The 21,465-nt window shown below is 60.2% G+C and carries 22 protein-coding genes, 1 tRNA gene and 1 riboswitch; of the genes, 14 read left to right on the forward strand and 9 right to left on the reverse strand.

Annotated elements, in window-relative coordinates; all coding sequences use genetic code 11:
* Positions 1 to 39: 39 nt before the first annotated feature.
* The 3 genes from AAE029_RS24175 to AAE029_RS24185 all read left to right on the forward strand — a co-directional run bounded on the left by AAE029_RS24175 (position 40) and on the right by AAE029_RS24185 (position 1,308).
* The gene (locus AAE029_RS24175) at positions 40 to 321 is read left to right on the forward strand and encodes a type II toxin-antitoxin system RelE/ParE family toxin (protein ID WP_371075444.1); all 282 of its coding nucleotides are present in this window, start codon (positions 40 to 42) and stop codon (positions 319 to 321) included.
* A gap of 30 nt (positions 322 to 351) precedes the next feature.
* Positions 352 to 651, forward strand: coding sequence for a HigA family addiction module antitoxin (locus AAE029_RS24180; RefSeq protein WP_371075445.1), 300 nt, complete (start codon positions 352 to 354; stop codon positions 649 to 651).
* 255 nt (positions 652 to 906) lie between these two features.
* Entirely contained in the window at positions 907 to 1,308 is a 402-nt protein-coding gene (locus tag AAE029_RS24185; RefSeq protein ID WP_371075446.1) for a hypothetical protein, read from the forward strand.
* A 162-nt stretch (positions 1,309 to 1,470) separates the two neighbouring features.
* Here AAE029_RS24185 and AAE029_RS24190 read toward each other — a convergent pair.
* A tRNA-Ala gene (locus tag AAE029_RS24190) sits at positions 1,471 to 1,546 on the reverse strand.
* Between the two features lie 149 nt (positions 1,547 to 1,695).
* Positions 1,696 to 2,076, reverse strand: a complete 381-nt coding sequence (locus AAE029_RS24195; RefSeq protein ID WP_371075482.1) for a TIGR02300 family protein — start codon at positions 2,074 to 2,076, stop codon at positions 1,696 to 1,698.
* A 261-nt stretch (positions 2,077 to 2,337) separates the two neighbouring features.
* Here AAE029_RS24195 and aroA point away from each other — a divergent pair, with 261 nt between their 5' ends.
* The 4 genes from aroA (at position 2,338) to rpsA (ending at position 6,869) form a co-directional block, all read left to right on the forward strand.
* The gene (gene aroA / locus AAE029_RS24200; RefSeq protein ID WP_371075447.1) at positions 2,338 to 3,690 is read left to right on the forward strand and encodes a 3-phosphoshikimate 1-carboxyvinyltransferase; all 1,353 of its coding nucleotides are present in this window, start codon (positions 2,338 to 2,340) and stop codon (positions 3,688 to 3,690) included.
* A 4-nt stretch (positions 3,691 to 3,694) separates the two neighbouring features.
* Entirely contained in the window at positions 3,695 to 4,336 is a 642-nt protein-coding gene (locus AAE029_RS24205) for an FMN-binding negative transcriptional regulator (protein WP_371075448.1), read from the forward strand.
* Between the two features lie 4 nt (positions 4,337 to 4,340).
* Positions 4,341 to 4,985 carry a (d)CMP kinase gene (gene cmk / locus AAE029_RS24210; protein WP_371075449.1) on the forward strand — a complete coding sequence of 215 codons (645 nt, stop codon included), beginning with the start codon at positions 4,341 to 4,343 and terminating at the stop codon, positions 4,983 to 4,985.
* Positions 4,986 to 5,165: 180 nt separating this feature from the next.
* Positions 5,166 to 6,869, forward strand: a complete 1,704-nt coding sequence (gene rpsA, locus AAE029_RS24215; protein WP_371075450.1) for a 30S ribosomal protein S1 — start codon at positions 5,166 to 5,168, stop codon at positions 6,867 to 6,869.
* A 79-nt stretch (positions 6,870 to 6,948) separates the two neighbouring features.
* Here the strand turns inward: rpsA and AAE029_RS24220 are convergent, their stop codons facing one another.
* Both AAE029_RS24220 and AAE029_RS24225 read right to left on the reverse strand, forming a co-directional pair.
* Positions 6,949 to 8,526, reverse strand: coding sequence for a hypothetical protein (locus AAE029_RS24220; RefSeq protein ID WP_371075451.1), 1,578 nt, complete (start codon positions 8,524 to 8,526; stop codon positions 6,949 to 6,951).
* Between the two features lie 315 nt (positions 8,527 to 8,841).
* On the reverse strand, positions 8,842 to 9,468 hold the full coding sequence (locus AAE029_RS24225; protein ID WP_371075452.1) for a ribonuclease D: 627 nt from the start codon (positions 9,466 to 9,468) through the stop codon (positions 8,842 to 8,844).
* 492 nt (positions 9,469 to 9,960) lie between these two features.
* A riboswitch (TPP riboswitch) is annotated at positions 9,961 to 10,079 on the forward strand.
* Positions 10,080 to 10,249: 170 nt separating this feature from the next.
* Here AAE029_RS24225 and thiC point away from each other — a divergent pair.
* The 7 genes from thiC to AAE029_RS24260 all read left to right on the forward strand — a co-directional run bounded on the left by thiC (position 10,250) and on the right by AAE029_RS24260 (position 16,412).
* Entirely contained in the window at positions 10,250 to 12,079 is a 1,830-nt protein-coding gene (gene thiC / locus AAE029_RS24230; protein WP_371075453.1) for a phosphomethylpyrimidine synthase ThiC, read from the forward strand.
* 2 nt (positions 12,080 to 12,081) lie between these two features.
* Positions 12,082 to 13,080, forward strand: a complete 999-nt coding sequence (thiO, locus tag AAE029_RS24235; RefSeq protein WP_371075454.1) for a glycine oxidase ThiO — start codon at positions 12,082 to 12,084, stop codon at positions 13,078 to 13,080.
* Positions 13,049 to 13,246, forward strand: a complete 198-nt coding sequence (gene thiS, locus AAE029_RS24240) for a sulfur carrier protein ThiS (RefSeq protein WP_371075455.1) — start codon at positions 13,049 to 13,051, stop codon at positions 13,244 to 13,246. The genes thiO and thiS overlap by 32 nt, the downstream gene beginning before the upstream one ends.
* Position 13,247: 1 nt before the next feature.
* Entirely contained in the window at positions 13,248 to 14,021 is a 774-nt protein-coding gene (locus AAE029_RS24245) for a thiazole synthase (RefSeq protein ID WP_371075456.1), read from the forward strand.
* A complete protein-coding gene (locus tag AAE029_RS24250) occupies positions 14,018 to 14,623 on the forward strand; it encodes a thiamine phosphate synthase (protein ID WP_371075457.1) in 606 nt (201 codons plus the stop codon). Before AAE029_RS24245 ends, AAE029_RS24250 begins: the two co-directional genes overlap by 4 nt.
* A complete protein-coding gene (locus tag AAE029_RS24255) occupies positions 14,614 to 15,369 on the forward strand; it encodes a hydroxymethylpyrimidine/phosphomethylpyrimidine kinase (protein WP_371075458.1) in 756 nt (251 codons plus the stop codon). The genes AAE029_RS24250 and AAE029_RS24255 overlap by 10 nt, the downstream gene beginning before the upstream one ends.
* 176 nt (positions 15,370 to 15,545) lie before the next feature.
* Positions 15,546 to 16,412, forward strand: a complete 867-nt coding sequence (locus AAE029_RS24260; protein WP_371075459.1) for a glycerophosphodiester phosphodiesterase — start codon at positions 15,546 to 15,548, stop codon at positions 16,410 to 16,412.
* 30 nt (positions 16,413 to 16,442) lie between these two features.
* On the opposite strand, the gene AAE029_RS24265 is transcribed toward AAE029_RS24260, so the two are convergent.
* Genes AAE029_RS24265 through AAE029_RS24285 form a run of 5 tightly spaced genes read right to left on the reverse strand, consistent with a single transcriptional unit; the run spans position 16,443 to position 21,405 of the window.
* Positions 16,443 to 17,447: a LacI family DNA-binding transcriptional regulator gene (locus AAE029_RS24265; RefSeq protein WP_371075460.1), complete on the reverse strand. Its 1,005-nt coding sequence runs from the start codon at positions 17,445 to 17,447 to the stop codon at positions 16,443 to 16,445.
* Positions 17,437 to 18,204: a glycerophosphodiester phosphodiesterase gene (locus AAE029_RS24270; RefSeq protein ID WP_371075461.1), complete on the reverse strand. Its 768-nt coding sequence runs from the start codon at positions 18,202 to 18,204 to the stop codon at positions 17,437 to 17,439. The genes AAE029_RS24265 and AAE029_RS24270 overlap by 11 nt, the downstream gene beginning before the upstream one ends.
* A complete protein-coding gene (locus tag AAE029_RS24275; RefSeq protein ID WP_371075462.1) occupies positions 18,204 to 19,259 on the reverse strand; it encodes an ABC transporter ATP-binding protein in 1,056 nt (351 codons plus the stop codon). The genes AAE029_RS24270 and AAE029_RS24275 overlap by 1 nt, the downstream gene beginning before the upstream one ends.
* A complete protein-coding gene (locus tag AAE029_RS24280) occupies positions 19,259 to 20,101 on the reverse strand; it encodes a carbohydrate ABC transporter permease (RefSeq protein ID WP_371075463.1) in 843 nt (280 codons plus the stop codon). The genes AAE029_RS24275 and AAE029_RS24280 overlap by 1 nt, the downstream gene beginning before the upstream one ends.
* Positions 20,102 to 20,103: 2 nt before the next feature.
* Positions 20,104 to 21,405, reverse strand: coding sequence for a carbohydrate ABC transporter permease (locus AAE029_RS24285; RefSeq protein ID WP_371075464.1), 1,302 nt, complete (start codon positions 21,403 to 21,405; stop codon positions 20,104 to 20,106).
* Between the last annotated feature and the right edge of the window lie 60 nt (positions 21,406 to 21,465).

Raw genomic sequence — 21,465 nt, forward strand, 5'->3', positions numbered from 1 at the left:
CTTGTATCACCATATGATACAGACATCTGGAGGCCAACAGTGATCCGTTCGTTCAGAGACGCCACGACCGAATCAGTCGCCAAGGGCAAAGCGCCTAAGGGTTTCCCCGCAGATCTGCTTCGGCCGGCAATCCGCAAGCTGACGATGATCGATAACGCTGTTATCCTCGATGACCTTCGCTCCCCTCCAGGCAACCGTTTGGAGGCCTTGAAGGGGGGCCGCCAAGGCCAACATTCAATACGGATCAACGATCAATGGCGCATTTGCTTCATCTGGACCGTCGCAGGTGCCGAAGACGTCGAAATCGTAGACTACCACTAGATCAATTGCGATCGCATTGGAGACCGAACGATGACCAGTGTCTTGCCTCCGGTCCATCCGGGAGAGATCCTTCGGGAGGAATATCTGATTCCGCTCAATATGAGCGCTGGCGCCCTTGCCAAGCGGCTGAATGTTCCGCGGACCCGGATAGAGCGGCTTGCCTCCGAGCAAACCCCGGTAACAACTGATACCGCGCTTCGTCTCGCCAGGTATTTCCGCACGACGCCTGAGTTCTGGATGAACATGCAGGCGAGCTATGACATCAAGATTGAGGCTCCGGCCCTGATGGAGGAGCTGGAAGCAATCCCGCAGATGGAGATTGCAGTTTAAAGCGCAAAGGCGAGCAGCAAGGGTTCGCTGTCCCGCTTGTTAGAAAATGTTAGTATCAGAGCGGCGATTGGCCTCCTGTTGGGCGCCAAACGGAAGCAGCTCTTTGGCTGTTCACAAGTGTTAGCGTAGTAGCCGCGATTTGTGCGGCTCGAAGTGGGCAATTCCCGCTTCGCCCGCATTGGCCCGTCTTTCGGCGGGTGGCAAAGGCAAGAACCTCTACTGGGTATTCCCTAAAAGCTTGCAGGAGGTGACACAATGTCGATCACAGACACCACGCCGCGATTTGCGCGACCGAAAACGAGGGCTCTCCACGCCCTGGATATGTCTAGGTTGGAGGGTTACCAATGGAACGCCGTCTATGACGCGCTGACACTGGCGACCACCGGTATTCTGGGAGTCCAGAACCAGCCACGCTGCCAGGGGGCAGGTGGCGCATCATTGAACTCGGCTGGCGAATACCTCGACATCCTGGTCGAATTTTTGAATCTTGAGCGTACTCGCCTGATCGAGTGCCTGAAGCTGCATGAGCCGGATACTGAGGATCATCGCCTTATCCGGGCCAACCTACTGATGCGCTTCGAAGCTGAATACGGCGAACTGAGCATGCCAGAATTGGCGGCTTACGCCTTGAGCCTCGCAACGGAAAAGAAGGCATGATGGATGCTCATCGAGGCATTCAATGCGGGGGGTTTCAGGGGCTGTGGCGCTGGCGTCGATACACCGCAGTAGTCAGCGTAGATGAAATCGAAATGCGGTGCCCCAAAAGGTTTCGCAGATACCCGCGTCGGCACCTAAGGCACCAAAATTGTTGGAGAAATTTGGTGGAGCTAAGCGGGATCGAACCGCTGACCTCTTGCATGCCATGCAAGCGCTCTCCCAGCTGAGCTATAGCCCCATCGAAATGGTCCGGCCGAGCCGGTCCTGGGATCCCTTGGGGCGCGCTTGCCCGTCGGGGTGGCGGCTTATTACTTCCGGTTTGGGAAGATGGCAAGCCGAAAATGCCGGCCCGGAAAACTTTTGTCATCCGGGCCGTTGAATTGTCGATCAGACGTCGTCTTCGTCGCCGGTGACGCCGATGATATCGCTCATGTCGTCATCATCGTCGTCTTCATCGGCTTCGAGGAAGGTATCGTCTTCGTCGCCGTCGATTTCGACGTCGTCATCGCCCATGTCCGGAATGTCGTCGCCGCTGGCATTCTCATCCGCGTCTTCGAGAGAGACCAGTTCGACTTCGGTGCTCTCGGTATCGACTTCAGCAACTTCATCCTCCTCTGCAGGCTCGGACGAAGCCGAGGTTTCCTCGAAGAAGGACAAGGGGTAGGACTTGCCGGTATAGGGAGAAACGATTGGATCCCGGTTCAGATCGTAGAACTTTTTGCCGGTATCCGGATCAGTACGTTTTGTTCCAAGTTCCGCTTTCGCCACTGTCAAAGCCTCGTGAGAATAGCCGAAGATCCATTCGGCAATGCCGTTCAAGCCGGCGTTCAAGGGAATTTATAAGCCGGTCCCCTTAATCGTTGCAGCCCTTGATGTCAAAGCCAAACTTCATCCTGCTCGCTTTCGTCTTTTCCTGCCTGTCAGGATGACCTCTTGGGAAGTTTATGCTAACCAGCCGAAGCCGTCCCGCCGCAGATCGGCGGTCGGCGGCACTGCCGGACGAAATAGCTGCTTTGCAAAGGATTCTTCATGTCGGATGGCACCGCACCGAGACCCGCCGTATCGCGCCGATCGTCCGATCTTTCCGGCACCGTCCGTATCCCCGGCGACAAGTCGATCTCGCATCGCTCTTTCATGTTTGGCGGCCTTGCCTCCGGGCAAACCCGCATCACGGGACTACTGGAAGGCGAGGACGTGATTAATACCGGGCGGGCGATGCAGGCGATGGGCGCCAGGATCCGCAGGGACGGCAATGTATGGATCATCGATGGTATCGGCAATGGCGCCCTGCTTGCGCCGGAAGCGCCTCTCGATTTCGGCAATGCCGGCACCGGCTCCCGCCTGACGATGGGACTCGTCGGGGTCTATGATTTTGCGACCACGTTCATCGGCGACGCTTCGCTGTCCAAGCGCCCCATGGGACGCGTTCTCAATCCTCTTCGCGAAATGGGCGTGCAGGTGAAATCCGCCGAGGGTGACCGCCTGCCGGTGACCTTGCGCGGGCCCGGCACCGCGAACCCGATCACCTATCGCGTGCCGATGGCATCCGCGCAGGTGAAGTCGGCAGTCCTGCTCGCAGGGCTCAACACACCCGGCGTGACAACCGTCATCGAACCTCAGATGACGCGCGACCATACGGAAAAGATGCTGCTGGGCTTCGGCGCCGATCTCTCTGTCAAGATCGACAACGGTAGCATTCGCACCATCAGCATCCAGGGCCGCGGCAAGCTTACCGGGCAGGTAATCGACGTGCCGGGCGATCCGTCCTCAGCGGCGTTTCCGCTCGTCGCGGCATTGCTGGTGCCGGGATCGGACGTCACCATCCTGAATGTCCTGATGAATCCGACGCGCACCGGCCTTATCCTCACCCTCCAGGAGATGGGCGCCGATATCGAGGTGCTGAACACCCGCCTTTCCGGCGGCGAGGACGTGGCGGATCTGCGTGTCCGCGCCTCGGAGCTCAAAGGCATCACGGTGCCGGAAGAGCGCGCGCCGTCGATGATCGACGAATATCCGGTGCTCGCCGTTGCCGCATGCTTTGCCGAGGGCATGACGACGATGAAGGGTCTCGAAGAACTGCGCGTCAAGGAGTCGGACCGGCTTTCTGCGGTCGCCCAGGGGCTGACGCTCAACGGCGCCGATTGCGACGAGGGCAGGGATTGGCTGACTGTGCGCGGCCGACCGGGCGGCAAGGGCCTCGGCAATATGGCGGGGGCTCAGGTGAAAACGCATCTCGACCATCGCATCGCCATGAGCTTCCTTGTCATGGGACTGGCTTCGGAGCATCCTGTGACGGTCGACGATGCAACCATGATCGCGACGAGCTTTCCCGAGTTCATGGATCTGATGGGAAAGCTCGGGGCGAAGATCGAACAGGCATAGAGAGATGTATCAGCCGCCGCATTTCAGGGAAGACGACCTCGGTGTTCAGCACGCTCTGATCCGCGCCCATCCGCTTGGGCTGCTGATCACGGCCGGCAGCTCAGGGCTCATCGCCAATTCCGTGCCCTTTCAGCTCGATGCCGACGCCTCAGAGAAGGGGACACTGCGGCTGCACCTCGCCAAGGCTAACGGCCAGTGGCGGGACATACAGGAAGGTGCTGCGGTTCTTGCCGTGTTTCAAGGCGCCAATTCCTATGTGACGCCGTCCTGGTATCAGACGAAGCGTGAGACCGGGAAGGTCGTGCCGACCTGGAACTATGCGATCGTGCAGGTGCGCGGGCCCGCACGCGTCATCGACGATGCCGACTGGCTGTTAAAGCAAGTCAATGCCATTACAGGCGAGCAGGAAGCAGACAGGGTAATTCCCTGGTCCGTCGGCGATGCGCCGGAGGACTTTGTCCGGGCGCAACTCAAGGGCATCATCGGCATCGAGATCGAAATCACCGAGATCGACGGCAAGTGGAAGGTCAGCCAGAATCGACCGGTTGCCGATCGCGCGGGTGTGGCGGCGGGGCTTGACGAAAGGCCCGATCAGACCGAAATGGCCGATCTCGTCCGCCGCTATGGAACGCTCCCGCAGGAATGACGCATTGAAGACTACCTTTACAATCGCCATCGATGGACCGGCGGCAGCCGGCAAAGGCACACTTTCTCGCCGGATCGCCGAGGTATACGGCTTCCATCATCTCGATACCGGTTTGACCTACCGCGCGACCGCTAAGGCGCTGCTCGATGCCGGTCTTCCGCTCGATGACGAGGCAGTGGCGGAAAAGATTGCGCGCGAGGTTGAACTTGCCGGCCTTGACCGCGATATACTATCCAAGCACGAGATCGGGGAAGCCGCTTCGAAGATTGCCGTCATGCCGTCAGTGCGCCGCGCGCTGGTCGAAGCGCAGCGACGGTTTTCCGCGAGGGCGCCCGGCACGGTGCTCGACGGCCGCGATATCGGCACCGTCGTCTGCCCTGACGCGCCGGTGAAGCTTTATGTGACGGCCTCTCCGGAAGTCAGGGCGAGACGCCGTTACGACGAGATCGTCGCAAAGGGCGGCGCGGCTGATTTCGCGGACATATTCGCGGATGTGAAGCGTCGCGACGAACGTGACATGGGGCGAGCCGACAGTCCGTTGAAACCGGCGGATGATGCGCACTTGCTTGACACGTCAGAAATGAGTATAGAGGCCGCGTTTCAGGCTGCTAAATCGATTATCGATGCCGTCCTGAGCCGAAATGCCTAAAATAAAGCGGTTTTCTATGCTTTCAGCATAGGTCGCTTATTGGAAATTAAGCCTGAAATTCCGTCCACGCGCCGGATTGCCCTTGTCAAGAGAGGGCGGACTGGGTTCAGGCCCGTTCAACACGAACCCAACCGGCGCATACGTGTCCGAGACATATGTGAGGACACCCCAGGAGATTCTATGTCAGTAGCTACCCCCTCACGTGAGGATTTTGCCGCTCTTCTCGAAGAGTCCTTCGCCAAGCACGATCTGGCCGAAGGCTATGTCACCAAGGGCGTGATCACCGCTATCGAGAAGGACGTCGCCGTCGTCGACGTCGGCCTCAAGGTCGAAGGCCGCATCGCGCTCAAGGAATTTGGTGCGCGCGCCAAGGACGGTTCGCTGAAGGTTGGCGATGAAGTCGAAGTCTATGTCGAGCGCATCGAGAACGCGCTTGGCGAAGCGGTTCTGTCGCGCGAGAAGGCTCGCCGCGAAGAAAGCTGGATCAAGCTCGAAGCCAAGTTCGAAGCTGGCGAGCGCGTCGAAGGCGTGATCTTCAACCAGGTCAAGGGTGGCTTCACCGTCGACCTCGACGGTGCGATCGCCTTCCTGCCGCGTTCGCAGGTCGATATCCGTCCGATCCGCGACGTGACCCCGCTGATGCACAACCCGCAGCCCTTCGAAATCCTCAAGATGGACAAGCGCCGCGGCAACATCGTCGTGTCCCGCCGTACCGTTCTGGAAGAATCCCGCGCCGAGCAGCGTTCTGAAATCGTTCAGAACCTTGAAGAAGGCCAGGTTGTCGACGGCGTCGTCAAGAACATCACCGATTACGGTGCGTTCGTCGACCTCGGCGGCATCGACGGTCTGCTGCACGTCACCGACATGGCATGGCGTCGCGTGAACCATCCGTCGGAAATCCTGAACATCGGCCAGCAGGTCAAGGTTCAGATCATCCGCATCAACCAGGAAACCCACCGCATCTCGCTCGGCATGAAGCAGCTCGAGAGCGATCCGTGGGATGGCATCCAGGCCAAGTATCCGGAAGGCAAGAAGATCTCCGGTACCGTCACGAATATCACCGACTACGGTGCGTTCGTCGAGCTGGAGCCGGGCATCGAAGGCCTCATCCACATTTCGGAAATGTCCTGGACCAAGAAGAACGTTCACCCCGGCAAGATCCTGTCCACGAGCCAGGAAGTCGAAGTGGTCGTTCTCGAAGTCGATCCGACCAAGCGCCGCATCTCGCTCGGCCTGAAGCAGACGCTGGAAAATCCGTGGGCTGCATTCGCCCGCAACCATCCGGCCGGCACCGAAGTCGAAGGCGAAGTCAAGAACAAGACCGAATTCGGTCTGTTCATCGGCCTCGAAGGCGATGTGGACGGCATGGTGCACCTCTCCGACCTCGACTGGAACCGTCCGGGCGAGCAGGTCATCGAGGAGTACAATAAGGGTGATGTCGTCAAGGCGGTCGTTCTCGACGTCGATGTCGACAAGGAACGCATCTCGCTCGGCATTAAGCAGCTCGGCAAGGATTCGGTCGGCGAAGCCGCCGCTTCCGGCGAACTGCGCAAGAATGCCGTCGTCTCGGCTGAAGTCATCGCCGTCAACGACGGCGGCATCGAAGTGAAGCTCGTCAACCACGAGGACATCACCTCCTTCATCCGCCGCGCCGACCTTTCTCGCGACCGCGACGAACAGCGTCCGGAGCGTTTCTCGATCGGTCAGGTCGTCGACGCCCGCGTCACCAACTTCTCCAAGAAGGACCGCAAGATCATGCTGTCCATCAAGGCACTGGAGATCGCGGAAGAGAAGGAAGCCGTCGCACAGTTCGGTTCTTCCGACTCGGGCGCTTCGCTCGGCGATATCCTTGGCGCGGCTCTCAAGAACCGCAACACCGAATAATCCTCGGTCAAGCCTCAACGAATTAAAGACCCGCCGGATCGCTCCGGCGGGTTTTTCATTGTCGGCTATTCGATCGAGTTTATTCCCACCCCGCCATACGCTGATAGAGATTGTAGACAGGATCCACGGCAGGCACGACCGGCGCCGCCATGGAGAGCGCCAATGGTTCAGGCGCAGGTGCATCGGCGCTGGCAGTCGCCACGGAATCGGAGGCTTCCGCAGTCTCCTCCTCGCCGCTATCAGTGCTCTGGGATATCGCCGCTTCATTGCCGTCGTCCGAAGCTGCCCCCTGTTTCCCTTCCTCTCCATCCTGCGGCTCGCCTTGGCCTTGGCCTTGCCCTTCCTCCTCGTCGTCCACGGGATCGACGCGATCGATCTTCAACGAGCTGCTCTCAGCGGCATCATCCAGGGCCGGCAGATATTGCGCGACGGCAAAGGGAATGCCTTGCGGAAGCGGAGCTATCGTCTTCGCCTGCGATTCCGCCAAAATTGGAGGTGCAATCAAAGCTTCATCGAACAGCTGGGAAAGCTCGACGCCCGGTGCGCGTTCAGCATCATTTTCCGTCAATGGCGGGGAAGTGTTGGACAGCACGGCCGGGCGATCGCCGCTGCTCTTTTCGGGAGTCGCGGCCTTTTCGAGAATGGCTTCTCTCGGCTGCATCTCTTCGCCATCCAGAACATCCGCAATCAACGCCTGAGCGAGGATAGCATCGACAGCCTGTTCGCCTTCCGCCATGATGTCGAGGAGCTCAGGCCCGGCGGCCTCGATCACCCGAGCCAGGACGATCTTCAGTCCTTCCTGAATATCTGCGGCGATCCAGAGAATTTCGCCGGGCATCACGGTCGCCGTCGCTGCGGCCGACCGCAAGACCGGCATCGCCGGGCGATCGCTTGTGACCGCTGTCTTTGGCTGCGGCGGGTCTGCGGTCCGCTTGTCTTCGGCTCTGACCTCTTCTGCCAATGAGCCGCCGGTCAAAACCTGCTCGACTACCTCGACCTGCTGTATCTCCGCCCCTTCCGCAAACAGGGACGCCGCAAAGGATGCCGGCGCAGCAGTCGACGGCCTCTCCGCCGATACGCTCTGCGGCGGGTGCGGTTGCATGCCCTGGTCCTGGCGTGGCGGTTGTGCCGTTACCGATGGGTGCGGCTCCTGCGTTTCTATCCCGCCGTTCTGGCCATAGGAGTTCACAACGGCCCTTGTTGCAAGATCCTTGTAGCGCACCAGCTCGATATAGGCGACGATCTGGGCAGCCTGCGGTCCAGTCGGATTATGCAGGGCCTGCGCGATCAATTGCAGGGGAATGGTCTGTCCCTGCGCGTTCAACTGCTGCTGGACGGTTGTCAGCTGCTTTGGCGTCAGATCACGGATCGTATCCGCTATTCTCAGCGCAAAAGACGCATTGCTTTCGCCAGCCTCCCGCTTGAGACCGATCGATCTGCTGGCGGCATCGATGACCGCAAGCAGGCTGTCGACCATGCGGGTGCGCGCGGCGAGCAGCAGCATATTGAGCTTGCCCTCGACACTGGTGTCGACGGTGCCGGATAAAGCAATCGCAGCCATCACGGTATTCGCGCCCGTGAGGTTTTCGCCGACGATAGCTGCCTGTTTCTGGGACGTGAGGCTTACATTGGACGCTGCACGGACAGGAGACAACATGGCATGCTCCTTTCTCGCAAGAAGAGATGATGGAAGCAGGTCACAAAAGACCGCGCTCATGCGGTCCGGTGCATTCCGAGGCGGATCTCCCTAGAGCCCAGCGCGCTCAAATGAAAGCGCAAATACCGCTCTAACTCTTTAATTCTAGAACATTTTTCTGCCTGAGCGCAGAATGTTCCAGTCCGCATGACGCGTCATGGCGCCGTCGAATGCAGGAAAACTGATAAAAGTTTAGCGGAGATCCGTTAACAAATTGTAACCGCGAAGTTACGAGCCGATTTCGGCCGCCTTGGACAGCGGCCGCAGCTTTGCGCGTCAGCTATGGGCGAAGATATCCGTCTCCTCCCAACCAAGAAGATCGAGCTTGGCACGGGTCGGCAGGAAGGTGAAGCAGGCTTGCGCATGCTCCATGCGTCCATCGCGAACAAGACGTTCCGCCAGACGATCGCGAAGGGTGTGAAGATACAGAACATCGGATGCCGCATATTCGAGCTGTGCCGGCGAAAGGGTCTCGGCCGCCCAGTCCGATGATTGCTGTGCTTTCGAGATGTCGATGTCGAGCATTTCCTTGAGATTATCCTTCAACCCGTGACGGTCCGTATAGGTCCGGCAGAGGCGCGACGCGATCTTGGTGCAGAAGACCGGCGTCGCCGTCACCCCGAAAGTGTGGAACAGAACGGCGATATCGAAGCGGCCGTAGTGGAAGATCTTCTGGCGCGATGGATCAGCCAGCATGGCGACAAGGTTCGGTGCTTCCTTCTGGCCGGCGGCGATGCGGATCACGTCTGCGGTGCCATCGCCAGGGGAAAGCTGAACGACGCAGAGGCGGTCGCGGCGGGGGACGAGCCCCAACGTTTCCGTATCGATTGCGATCGCACCGGTGTAACGGCCGGCATCGGCTACTGAAATATCGCCTTCGTGATAGCGGATTGCGGCGGCCATGAAACGCTCCAGGTCCTGTCTCTCAAAATCAAATTCCGGTTCCTGTCGCGCTATAGCGCAAAGGAGCGGCGAACGATACCGCTTTCCGTGCCGGTCACATGAGGAAATGGCATGCATCGCTTACGCCTTTGATGCCGGCTTTGCGACCTGCGGCAGATCCGGCACTGTCTTGGCAGAGTGTCCCGGCATCTCAAGCATTGCCGCAGATGCATTTTAGTTGCGCGCAACGCGCGTTCGACCGTCTTGTCGCCTTGCGGCTACATCCCTCCCGGGCTCTTGGCCTGTCGTAGCTGCTTGCCTACCTTGCAAATGATTCACGTGAAGCGCGCCGATTTACGTGCTTTTCGCCACCCTTTCAGGCGAATGCGCATGATCTTAAATCCTCCCCGCATGGCAGCATTTTTATAACAGACTAGCCACTTCGCAATCAGGCGGATCCGACCTGCGTCAAGATCGAGCTTGACGCATCGGACAAACCGTTCTTAGAATTACTGCATTCACCAGGGGGGTCCCGGCAAGGGGCTGAGATACTGCTGGCCTGAAAAGCGCGCAGTGACCCGTTGAACCTGATCCAGTTCATACTGGCGGAGGGACGGTGCAAGCGCTTTCAGCCATGATTCCTGTAATGGATTTTCTCGGCATAGCGTCTTTTCATCCTACCGGCTTGTAACTGGGTCTCCATTGCTCGGAGCCGGAAATCCCTTTCATTCCGACTCCGGAACCGAAACGCGCCCACCTTCGGCAACAGCCACAGGCGGGCTGCAGGCAAAGGAGCCTCGCTATGAATGCCCCGACACGCAATATCACGCCAACGGTCACCACTGGGCCCCTGCCCGCTTCACGGAAAATCCATGTATCCGGTGAAATCCACCCGGACATCCGGGTTCCGATGCGCGAGATCAGCGTTCATCCGACGGCCGGCGAGCCGCCGGTCACGGTCTATGATTCCTCCGGCCCCTATACGATACCGGATGCAGATATCCGCATCGAAAGGGGGCTGACTCTGCTGCGGCGCGACTGGATACTCGCGCGCGGCGACGTCGAATCCTATGAGGGGCGCCATGTGCGGCCGGAAGACAACGGCTTCGTCAGCGGCGACCGGCTGACGCCGGAATTCCCGATCCGGAACCAGCCCTTGCGGGCTAAGCCGGGCAAGGCAGTAACCCAGCTCGCCTATGCGCGGACCGGCGTCATCACCCCGGAAATGGAATTCATCGCCATTCGCGAAAATCTCGGCCGCAAGGCTGCCGCCGAAGGTCAGGTCCGTGACGGTGAGAGCTTCGGCGCCCATATTCCGGATCATGTCACGCCGGAATTCGTCCGGCAAGAAGTCGCCGCCGGGCGGGCGATCATTCCGGCCAATATCAACCATCCGGAATCCGAACCGATGATCATCGGCCGGAATTTCCTGGTGAAGATCAATGCCAATATTGGTAATTCGGCCGTCACCTCGTCCATGGCGGAAGAGGTGGAGAAGATGGTCTGGGCGGCGCGGTGGGGTGCGGATACGGTCATGGATCTTTCCACCGGCCGCAATATTCACAATATCCGCGAATGGATCATCCGCAATTCGCCGCTGCCGATCGGCACCGTCCCGCTCTATCAGGCGCTCGAAAAGGTCGGCGGCATCGCCGAGGACCTGACCTGGGAAGTCTATCGCGACACGTTGATCGAGCAGGCCGAACAGGGCGTCGACTATTTCACCATCCATGCCGGCGTGCGGCTGCACTACATCCCTCTTACCGTCAATCGCGTCACCGGCATCGTCTCGCGCGGCGGCTCGATCATGGCGAAGTGGTGTCTTCACCATCACAAGGAGAGCTTCCTCTACGAGCATTTCGAAGAGATCTGCGACATCTGCCGTGCCTATGACGTCTCATTCTCGCTCGGTGACGGTCTTCGCCCCGGCTCGATCGCCGACGCTAATGACGCGGCGCAATTCGCAGAGCTCGAAACGCTGGGCGAATTGACGAAGATTGCCTGGGCGAAGGACTGCCAGGTCATGATCGAAGGTCCCGGCCACGTGCCGATGCACAAGATCAAGGAAAATATGGATAAGCAGCTCAAGGTTTGCGGCGAGGCGCCCTTCTATACGCTCGGACCGCTGACGACCGACATCGCGCCGGGCTATGACCACATCACCTCCGGTATCGGAGCCGCGATGATCGGCTGGTTCGGCACGGCGATGCTCTGCTACGTCACGCCGAAGGAGCATCTGGGGCTGCCCGATCGGAACGACGTCAAGACCGGGGTCATCACCTACAAGATTGCCGCCCATGCCGCCGATCTTGCCAAGGGACATCCGGCCGCCCGCATCCGCGATGATGCGCTGTCGCGCGCGCGTTTCGAGTTCCGCTGGGAGGACCAGTTCAACCTCTCGCTCGACCCGGACACGGCGCGTTCCTTCCACGACGAGACGTTGCCGAAGGAAGCGCACAAGGTCGCGCATTTCTGCTCCATGTGCGGACCGAAATTCTGCTCCATGCGGATTTCGCACGATATTCGCGCGGAAGCCCAGAAGGAGGGGCTGGAAGCCATGGCGGCAAAGTACCGCGACGGCGGCGATCTCTATATGCCTGTCGAAAGCGCAACCCAGCCCGCTGGAGAATAGGAATGCGTATCCTCGTCAAAGGGGCCGGCGTTGCCGGCCTCACAACCGCCTATGCGCTCTCGGCGCGCGGCGCCGAGGTAACCGTCGCAGAACATTCGCCGGGTTTCGGGCAAGCGGCATCCTGGTATGCGGGCGGCATGCTGGCACCCTGGTGCGAACGGGAAAGTGCCGAGGAAGCGGTGCTGCTTCTTGGCAAGGATGCCGCGGACTGGTGGGAAGCGGCTCTCCCCGGGCAGGTGCAGCGCAAGGGAACCCTTGTCGTCGCCCCTGCCCGTGACACGGGCGAATTGCGGCGTTTCGCATCCCGCACATCCGGTTTCCGCTGGGTCGATGCGGACGAGATCGGGTCGCTGGAGCCGGCGCTTGCCGGACGGTTCCGGCAGGCGCTGTTCTTCCCGGAGGAAGCGCACCTCGATCCACGCGTGGCGCTTTCCACGCTCCAGGCAGAACTCGAGCGCAGTGGTGTGGCGTTCGGCTGCGAAGTCGATGAAGCCGGCTATGATCTGACGATCGACTGTACCGGTTCGGCAAAGATCGGCGAAATCGAAGGTCTTCGCGGCGTTCGCGGCGAGATGCTCTATCTCCAGACGGAAGAGCTGGACCTGTCCCGTCCCGTGCGCATGCTGCATCCGCGCATCCCGCTTTACATCGTGCCCCGCGGAAACGGTCTCTTCATGTGCGGCGCGACAATGATCGAGAGCGATGATTGCTCTCCGATCACCGTCCGGTCTCTCATGGAGATGCTGAATGCCGCCTATGCTCTGCATCCGGCCTTTGCAGAGGCGCACGTCATCGAGACCGGCGCCGGCCTGCGGCCGGCCTTTCCCGACAATCTGCCGCGGGTGATTCGCAACGGAAGGACGATTATCGTCAACGGCTTTTACCGCCACGGTTTTCTGCTGTCGCCGGCCATGGCGCAGCAGGTCGCGGCACTCGTCCTTAGCAATCAACCGGAAAAGGAGGCTTCCTATGAAGCTTACAGTCAACGGCGAAGAGCATGACCTTGCCACTCGCACCCTGGGCGAGTTGCTGGCGCTTCTCGAGTTCGAAGGCGAATGGCTCGCAACGGCCGTCAATGGCGAGCTGGTGCACAGGGCCGACAGGGCGACCCATCAATTGAGAGACCGGGACCGCATCGAGGTTCTCTCCCCAATGCAAGGAGGCTGACATGCTGACACTCTATGGAACGGAGATTACCTCGCGGCTCCTGCTCGGCACGGCCCGCTATCCTTCGCCGGCGATCCTGGCGGAGGCGGTGCGCCTGTCATGCGCCGATATCGTCACCGTGTCGCTGCGCCGTGAGACGGCGGGCGGGCGGCAAGGTGGCGCCTTTTTTGAGCTGATTCGTGAACTCGGCGTCCGGGTCCTGCCCAACACAGCCGGCTGCCATTCCGTATCGGAAGCGGTGCTGACGGCAAAGATGGCGCGCGAAGTGTTCGGCACGTCCTGGATCAAGCTGGAGGTCATCGGCAATCACGACACGCTGCAGCCGGATGTCTTCGGGCTCGTCGAAGCAGCCCGCATTCTTTCCGAGGAAGGTTTCGACGTCTTTCCCTATACGACCGACGATCTCGTCGTTGGCGAACGCCTGCTGGAGGCGGGTTGCAAGGTGCTGATGCCCTGGTGCGCTCCAATCGGCAGCGCCATGGGACCACAGAACATCGCGGCACTGAGGACCATGCGGGCGCATTTTCCGGATGTGCCGCTGATCGTCGACGCCGGCATCGGCCGCCCCTCGCACGCAACAACCGTGATGGAGCTCGGCTTCGATGCCGTGCTCCTCAACACGGCCGTCGCCGGCGCCGCCGATCCGGCCGCCATGGCATCGGCTTTTGCCAAGGCGATCGAAGCCGGTCATGAGGCGTTCCACGCGGGCATGTTGGAGCCGCGCGACATGGCCGTGCCTTCGACCCCGGTCATCGGAAAGGCGGTTTTCGCGTGAAGCTCGATCCCTTCTATCTCATCGTCGACAGCGCCGCCTGGATAGAACGGTTGGTGCCTATCGGGGTCAAGCTGGTGCAACTGCGCATCAAGGATCGGATGGAGGCGGATATCCGCAATGAGATCCGCTCCGCCAAGGCGGTCTGTGCCGCGCACGACTGCCAGCTGATCGTCAATGATTACTGGCGGCTCGCGATCGACGAAGGCTGCGATTTCGTGCATCTCGGCCAGGAGGATCTGGTCGAGGCCGATGTCGGCGCAATTCGCGCGGCAGGGCTGAAGCTCGGGCTCAGCACGCATGACGACACGGAGCTGGAAACGGCACTTGCTGCGAAACCGGATTACGTCGCGCTGGGGCCGATCTATCCGACGATCCTGAAGCAGATGAAGTGGGATCCGCAGGGCCTCGAGCGCATTTCCATCTGGCGGGACCGCATTCGCCCCCTGCCCCTGGTCGCAATCGGCGGCTTGAATGTCGACCGCATCGAAGGGGTGTTCGCCCATGGCGCCGACAGCGCCGCCGTTGTCACGGACATCACCTTGAACGTGGATCCGGAAGCTAGAACCCGAGAATGGATCAGGAAGACCGATCCATGGAGATGAAAGATGTCCATGTACTGATCGTAGCCGGCTCCGATTCGTCGGGCGGAGCCGGGATCGTCCGCGATATCGAGACGGTCACCGCGCATGGGCTGAAGAGCTGTGTCGCCATCACTGCGGTAACCATGCAGACGCATCGCGCGGTCAAGGCAATCGAGCCTGTGGCGGCCGAATTGGTCGGCGCGCAGATGCTGGCGGCACTTGAAAGTAACCCTGTCGCCGCGATCAAGATCGGTATGCTCGGCACCGGCGAAACGCTTGCGGCAGTGGCAGGTATCCTCCGCCGTCATCCGAATGTGCCAGTCGTGCTCGATCCTGTTCTCGCCGCCTCATCTGGAGGCGGCCTGCTTGACGCCTCTGCGATAGAGCGGTTGCGGAGCGAGCTATTTCCTCTCTGCACTTTGATTACACCGAACTTGCCGGAGCTGGCGCGGCTGACCCAACGCCCGCTTGCCCAAAGTGCAGCGGAAGGAATGGAGGCGGGTAGCGTGCTGCTGGCAAGCGGCGTGCAGGCAGTGCTCATAAAGGGCGGACATGCGACAGGTGACGAGGCAGCAGACATCCTGATTCGCAACGCAATGCCGGCCCGTATTTTCACCGCACCCCGCGTTGCCGGCACGATGCGCGGCACCGGTTGCATGATGGCAAGTGCGATTGCTTCCCAGCTCGCTGCAGGTGAAACGCTGGAAGCGAGCGTGGAATTGGCCAAAGACTATGTCAGCTGGCAATTTACCCTCAACGCCAGATGAAAAACTGAGCACGCCGAGCGTATCGCCCCGGCTCCGGCGTCTGGCAAGGGCATTGATTTAAAACTTAGCTCTATGGCCGATCCAACCTCTTCGCGCGCAATCTCATTTGCGATATGTCATCAGCAATAGATCGGTTAATTTCTTTAGCCGGCAAATCAACCAGCATGGAGATGAACGTGGCGTCCTCTTTTCGGCTCGGGCTCGCTCTTGAAAGAGAGGGGCGGCAGACGCGCCTCAAGTGGCACAGGTTGCGACGGCAAATGACCGATCCTCTGTTTTCGGCGGAGGTCATGGCAGATGGCTTTCGGATCGGCGCCTCCATGGAGCTTGATCTGCGCGTGCGCGCCGACGGCGGTTTTGTCGTGCTCCATGATGAGAATCTGGAAGGAGAAACCACAGGGCAGGGAGCGATTCGCGAGAAGACGCCGGCGGATCTCAAGAATGTGCGCATGCAGGACGGAGGCAGACTGCTGCTCCTGAGCGAGGATCTTGCGCCCATGCTGCAATCGGCGCATCCCGACGCACTGATGCAATTCGATATGAAAGACGATTTTACGGCGATCGGCGAGAAAGGCATTGCGCACCTCGCCACTTATTTTCAAGATGTCCGCGCTCCGGTCATCGTCAGCGGCCACAGCTATGAGCTCATCGCCGCGGTGAAGGATCGCCTCCCGCGGCTGCTTCGCGGGATCGATCCTACCGACAAGCTTGCGGCGCTTTATCGAGCCGCTGGGCCCGCAGCAGTCGAACGGGAGCTTCTTTCCGACCTGCGCGGCCCGACCGAGCCGGACACGGTCTATCTGCACTGGCCTCTCGTTCTGAAGGCAGCCGAAGACGGCCTCGATCTGATTGCGCTCTGCCATGGTGAAGGCAAGAAAGTCGACGCATGGACCTTCACGCTGAATGATCCCGCACATGGCTTCACCAATGCCGAGTGGCGGAACTTCTTAGCGCTGATGGCGCTTGCGCCGGACCAGATCACCACGGACGAGGCTTCGGCGACGGAGCTCGCCTGGTTGAAGCGAGAAGGCATTTCTGCCTGAACGGCTGCAGGACGGAATTCGCGACGCGGATCAGGCCGTTCTTCTTCTGATCAGGGTCACCGGCGTGAATTCGATGCATGCGCCGACACCCGGTTCCGCCATACGGTTCATGAGCAGGTCTATCGCCTGATCAGCCTGAAGGTCACAGGGCTGCAAGATCGTGGTCAGGTCATAGGCTGCCCAACTGGCCTGGGGGATATCGTCGTGGCCGATGATCCGGATCGGCGGCGCTTCCCGACGCCGGCTGTTGCGGGCGATCCTGTCGATGACACCGCAAGCCATATAGTCGTTGACACAGAAAAGCGCATCGATGCCGGATTGCTCCAGACTTTCGGCTGCATCGTAGCCGTGTTTGTAATCGTTGAGCTCGACCGACAGGAGACGGGCTGGAATACCCAGCATCTCGCAGCGATCGATAAAGGCGCTCGCGCGACGTCTTGCCGTATAGGATACATCGGCCGCAGCCATGACCGCCGGCGATCTGGCGCCAAATTCCACGAAATGATCGGCCGCAAGTCGGCCGGCCATCTGGTCGTCGGATACGACGCGGTCTACGAATGGGATGTTATCTCCCTTGTTGATGAGCACGATCGGCACGCCCTGAGCGGCACATTCCTGACAGATCTCCGATGGCGGGGCATCCGAGGTGACAATGACGCCGGACACGGCATAGTGCAGGAGCTGCCCGATGACCGCTGATGTATCCGCTTCCTTCGATGTCGGCAGCAGGATCGGTCGGAAATTGCGCGCCAGCAGGGCTCGCGCCAGATGCTCGATCTGCTGGGTGCGAAACGGATTGTCCAGTCCCGCCGCCACGACACCGACCAGGTCGGAGCGCTTGTTGGTCAGACTGCGCGCCAGGTAATTGACGCGATAGCCGAGGTCCTTGGCAGCCTGATAAACCTTCTCCCGCGTTTTCGGCGAAACGCTGGCGTCGGGTGTAAATGCACGCGACACGGCGGCACGCGAAACACCTGCCACGCGCGCCACGTCGAAGGACGTGATCTTGCGCGGCCCATTCCCCTTATTCGTCAATATCCGCTCCGTTCTTTGCCGGCCGCATCAGCTCCGGCAGGTCCGTGCAAACGCCAAGCACAGGTAGCACCATGATGTCCTTGATGACCTCCGGTCGCTCTTCATGCCAGAGCACGATTTCTCGACCTGCGTCAAAGGCTTTCGCAAGAAGCTCTGACGTGACGAGATCCTGAGGCCGCTCGCCCGCGCGCTCCCAGCAGAGATGCAGGATGTCGGCGCCGGCTTGATCGCCGAGTACATGCGGATCATGGCCGACACGAATAAGCACTGAGAGGGGATAATCGCAGCCGGCATCGCGAAGTTCGCGCACCTGATCTACATCAAAGGAGCCGAGACAAGCGAAGCGCTGGTTCACCTCCAAAAGATGTTTCCAGCATTCGAGACCGGTTCCTGGCGCCTTGAGCTCCACATAGAGGCCGGCACCAAGTTCGCGCGCAAGCGAGGCGACTTCGGCAAAGGTCGGAACATCGACATCAGGCAGTGCCGTAAGCTCCGCTGCCGTCATCTCGGAAATGGTGCGATCCACGCCGAAAACCTTCAGCAAATGATCGTCATGCGAGACGACCACGACGCCGTCGCGTGTCATTTGCGTATCGAGTTCCCACATTTCCGCGCCGAGCTCCGAGGCTCGGCGGAAAGCTGCAAGCGTGTTTTCACGCTCGTGGCCGCTCGCACCACGGTGACCGATGCAGAAGGGAAGCGTGCCGATACCCTCCGGCCAGCCGAAGCGATGAAAGAAGGATGCAAAATTCCGCATCAAAGCCTCCGTCCATCTTCGGCAAAGATGAGGACGGCATTGCTGTTGACCGCCCAGTTCACGTCGTCGCCGACCTTGATGCTGTTTCCCGCCGGCTGGATCGACCGCAGGATGCAGCCGTCGGCAAGCGTCACGTCATAGAGATTTTCGCGTCCTTGCGTCTCGGCGAATGTCACTTTGCCCGGTATGAAAATGTCACCGGCGGGGCCGAAGTGCTCCGGCCTGACGCCGATTGTCAATCTCGCGCCGTCGGACGCCGCCGAGGATGCGGGCAGCGGAATGCGAATGTTGCTTCTGCCGATCGAGATACCGCCGGCCGCGGCCGTTCCAGCAAGGAACATGATCGGCGGATTGCCGAGAAAACCCGCCACGAAAGCGGTGCGCGGGTCCTGATACATGGCGGATGGCGCGGCGATCTGGACGATTTCGCCTTCCTTCATGATCGCGATGCGGTCGCACATGCTCATCGCCTCGACCTGGTCATGGGTCACGAGAATCGCGGTGATCCCGGTTTCAAGCTGCAGGCGCCGGATTTCCGAACGCATCTCAAGACGCAGCTTGGCATCAAGATTGGCGAGTGGCTCGTCGAGCAGCAGGACGTCCGGCTTGCGCACCAGGGCGCGGGCGAGTGCCACGCGCTGCTGCTGGCCGCCCGAGAGTTCGGCGGGGCGCCGGCCGAGCAGATTGCCGATATGGACAAGGTCGGCAATGCGTTCGACGTCCTTGCGTATCTCCCGTGCGGGCATGCCCTTCACCTTCAGCGGGAAGCCAATGTTCTCGGCAATGGTCATATGCGGATAGAGTGCATAAGACTGGAAGACGACGCCAACGTTGCGCGCCTGGCTCGGCAGATTGGTGACGTCGCGGTCGCCGAAAAGGATCCGGCCGCCGGTCGGCCGGTGGATCCCGCAGATGGCGAACAGCGTCGTTGACTTGCCGCAACCGGATGGTCCGAGCAGCGCCAGCATCTCGCCGTCGGAGACTTCGAGCGTCATGTCCTCGATAACTTTGGTCGAGCCGAAACTTTTAGAAAACTTGTCGAGGAGGATGCGCATCAGCCTTTGCTCCCGCCGCCATAGATGTTCATCAGATATTTGTGAAAGAGTGCGTAAACGATCAGCACCGGGATGAGGTAGAAGACGCCGACGGCCTTGAAGGTTGCGAAGTCGTAATTGTTGTCGTCGCTAAGGAGACCGGCGAGATAGACCGAAAGCATCTGGACTTGGTCTCCAGGCGCCAGCACCTGTGGCAGGATGAACTCACCCCAGCCGGAGAGGAAGGAGAACAGACCAAGCGCCATGATGCCCGGCTGCACCTGCGGCAGCACGAGGCTGCGCCAGACACGGAAGCGTGAGGCGCCGTCGACGACACCCGCCATTTCAATTTCCCAGGGTACGGTGTCGTAGAAGCCCTTCATCAGCCAGATGCCGAGCGGCAGGTCGATCGCCGCCTTTACCAGGATGACGCCGATCAGCGAGTTATAGAGCCCGATCATCTGCAGCACGATGAAAATTGAGATGATGAGCGTCACCGAAGGGAAGGCGTGCAAAACCATGACACCGGCGAGAAAGAAGCCACGCACCGGAACATTCAGACGGGACAGCACATAGCCCGCCATCGATGAGACGATCATCACGATGGTGGTGGTGGATGCCGAGAAAAGCAGAGTGTTCAGGGTGACAGTCCAGATGCTCGGCTTGCCGGCGGGCGTCTGCCAGAGAAAGCGCCATGGCTGCAGCGTGAAGCCGGAAGGAAGCAGCGCGCCCACGTCCTTCACTGCCACCGTGTCCATGAAGAGATAGAGATACATGAGAAGCAGGGGCAGACTGACGACGGTCAGCGCCACGATGACCGGCCAACTGCTGAAATTCGCCGAAGGCTGTGATTGTTCGGCCATGGTCAGTCCTCGATCAGGGGTTTGGAAACAAGCGTTCCGTAGTTGAAGATGCGCAGATAGATGAGCGAGAGCACGACGCCGATGACGACGAGCACCAGCGCCATGGCAGCGCCAAGCCCATATTCGAGGTTACCGGTGTAATTGCTGAGCGCGGTATGATAGGCGGCGAGCGCCCAGATTTCCGTCGCCCGGCCGGGTCCGCCATTCGTCGAAAGCAGGGTCTCGTTGAATGAGGCGAGCAGCGAGAGCGTCTGATAACAGGTAACGAACAGGATCGGCCAACGCATCTGCGGCAGGATAATGTAGCGGATCTGCTGCCAGCGGCTGGCCCCATCCACCTCGCTCGCATGAAACTGGCTTTTCGGAATGGCCTTCATTGCCGAGGAGAAGACCAGCATGCCCATGGATGCGCCGATGAAGCCATTGATCATCACCACGAAGATCCAGGCGTTGAAGGCGTTGTCGAGGAGATAGTTCTTCGGCGGATAACCGAACTTGCCCATCAGGGCGGAAATGAAGCCCGTATCCCAGGCAAGCCATTTCCACAGCATCACGTAGATGACAACAGGCGTGATGCGCGGCAGCAGCCAGATGCCGCGAAAGAGCGAGGCGGGTGCGGCAGGCATATAATGCGTCCAGATCGCCAGCAGCAGCGCATAGCCGACGTTGAACAGGGTAAGCGCCAGCGCAACGTAGAGAACGGTATTGAAGAGCACGCGCGCCATGTCGGGCGAAGAGGCGATGCGCCAGAAATTATCGGTCGTCCAGGTCCAGCCGGTATAGGCAGCCTTCGCGACCGCCTCTTTCTGCTCTGGGCTGAGCTTGAAGCCAAACGTGTCGAGCGCGGAAAAGAGGGCATCCTTGCTTTCGAAGCGCGCATTGACCACGGATCGGTTGAACTGTTCGGAAATCTGCTTCACATCTCGCGTCGAGGGCCGCTCATCAAGATCCTTGATCATGCGCTCGGCTTCGCGCCGGGAGGGGAAGACTTCGCCCAGATGCTTCGCGCGCAGTTCGCCGACGACGCCGGGAGCAAGTTTCAGGGTCTCGACAGCCTTCAGGCCCGCCTCGTCGATCGTATAGCGCGGCTCGGCCAGCTGGTCAGCTATGTCCGGCATAGTCGACTTCAGGGTGATCAGTGAATTCGGTGCGATCTGATAGACGCCGCCGGAAATCCCGGTCGCGGTAGTCATGTTCGTCATTGAGAAGACCGCCGTCAGAACGACCGGCAACAGGAAGAACAGGACAATCATGATCGCCGCGGGCGTGATCATCATCAGCCCAAGCGTTCTGGAGGATTTCATGGGGCTCCCTCGCAACGACGGTCCGGGCGGTAAGGTCATCACCGCCCGGAAAAGTGCATG

It is taken from the genome of Sinorhizobium sp. CB7 (assembly GCF_041357635.1).
Lineage (GTDB): Bacteria > Pseudomonadota > Alphaproteobacteria > Rhizobiales > Rhizobiaceae > Rhizobium.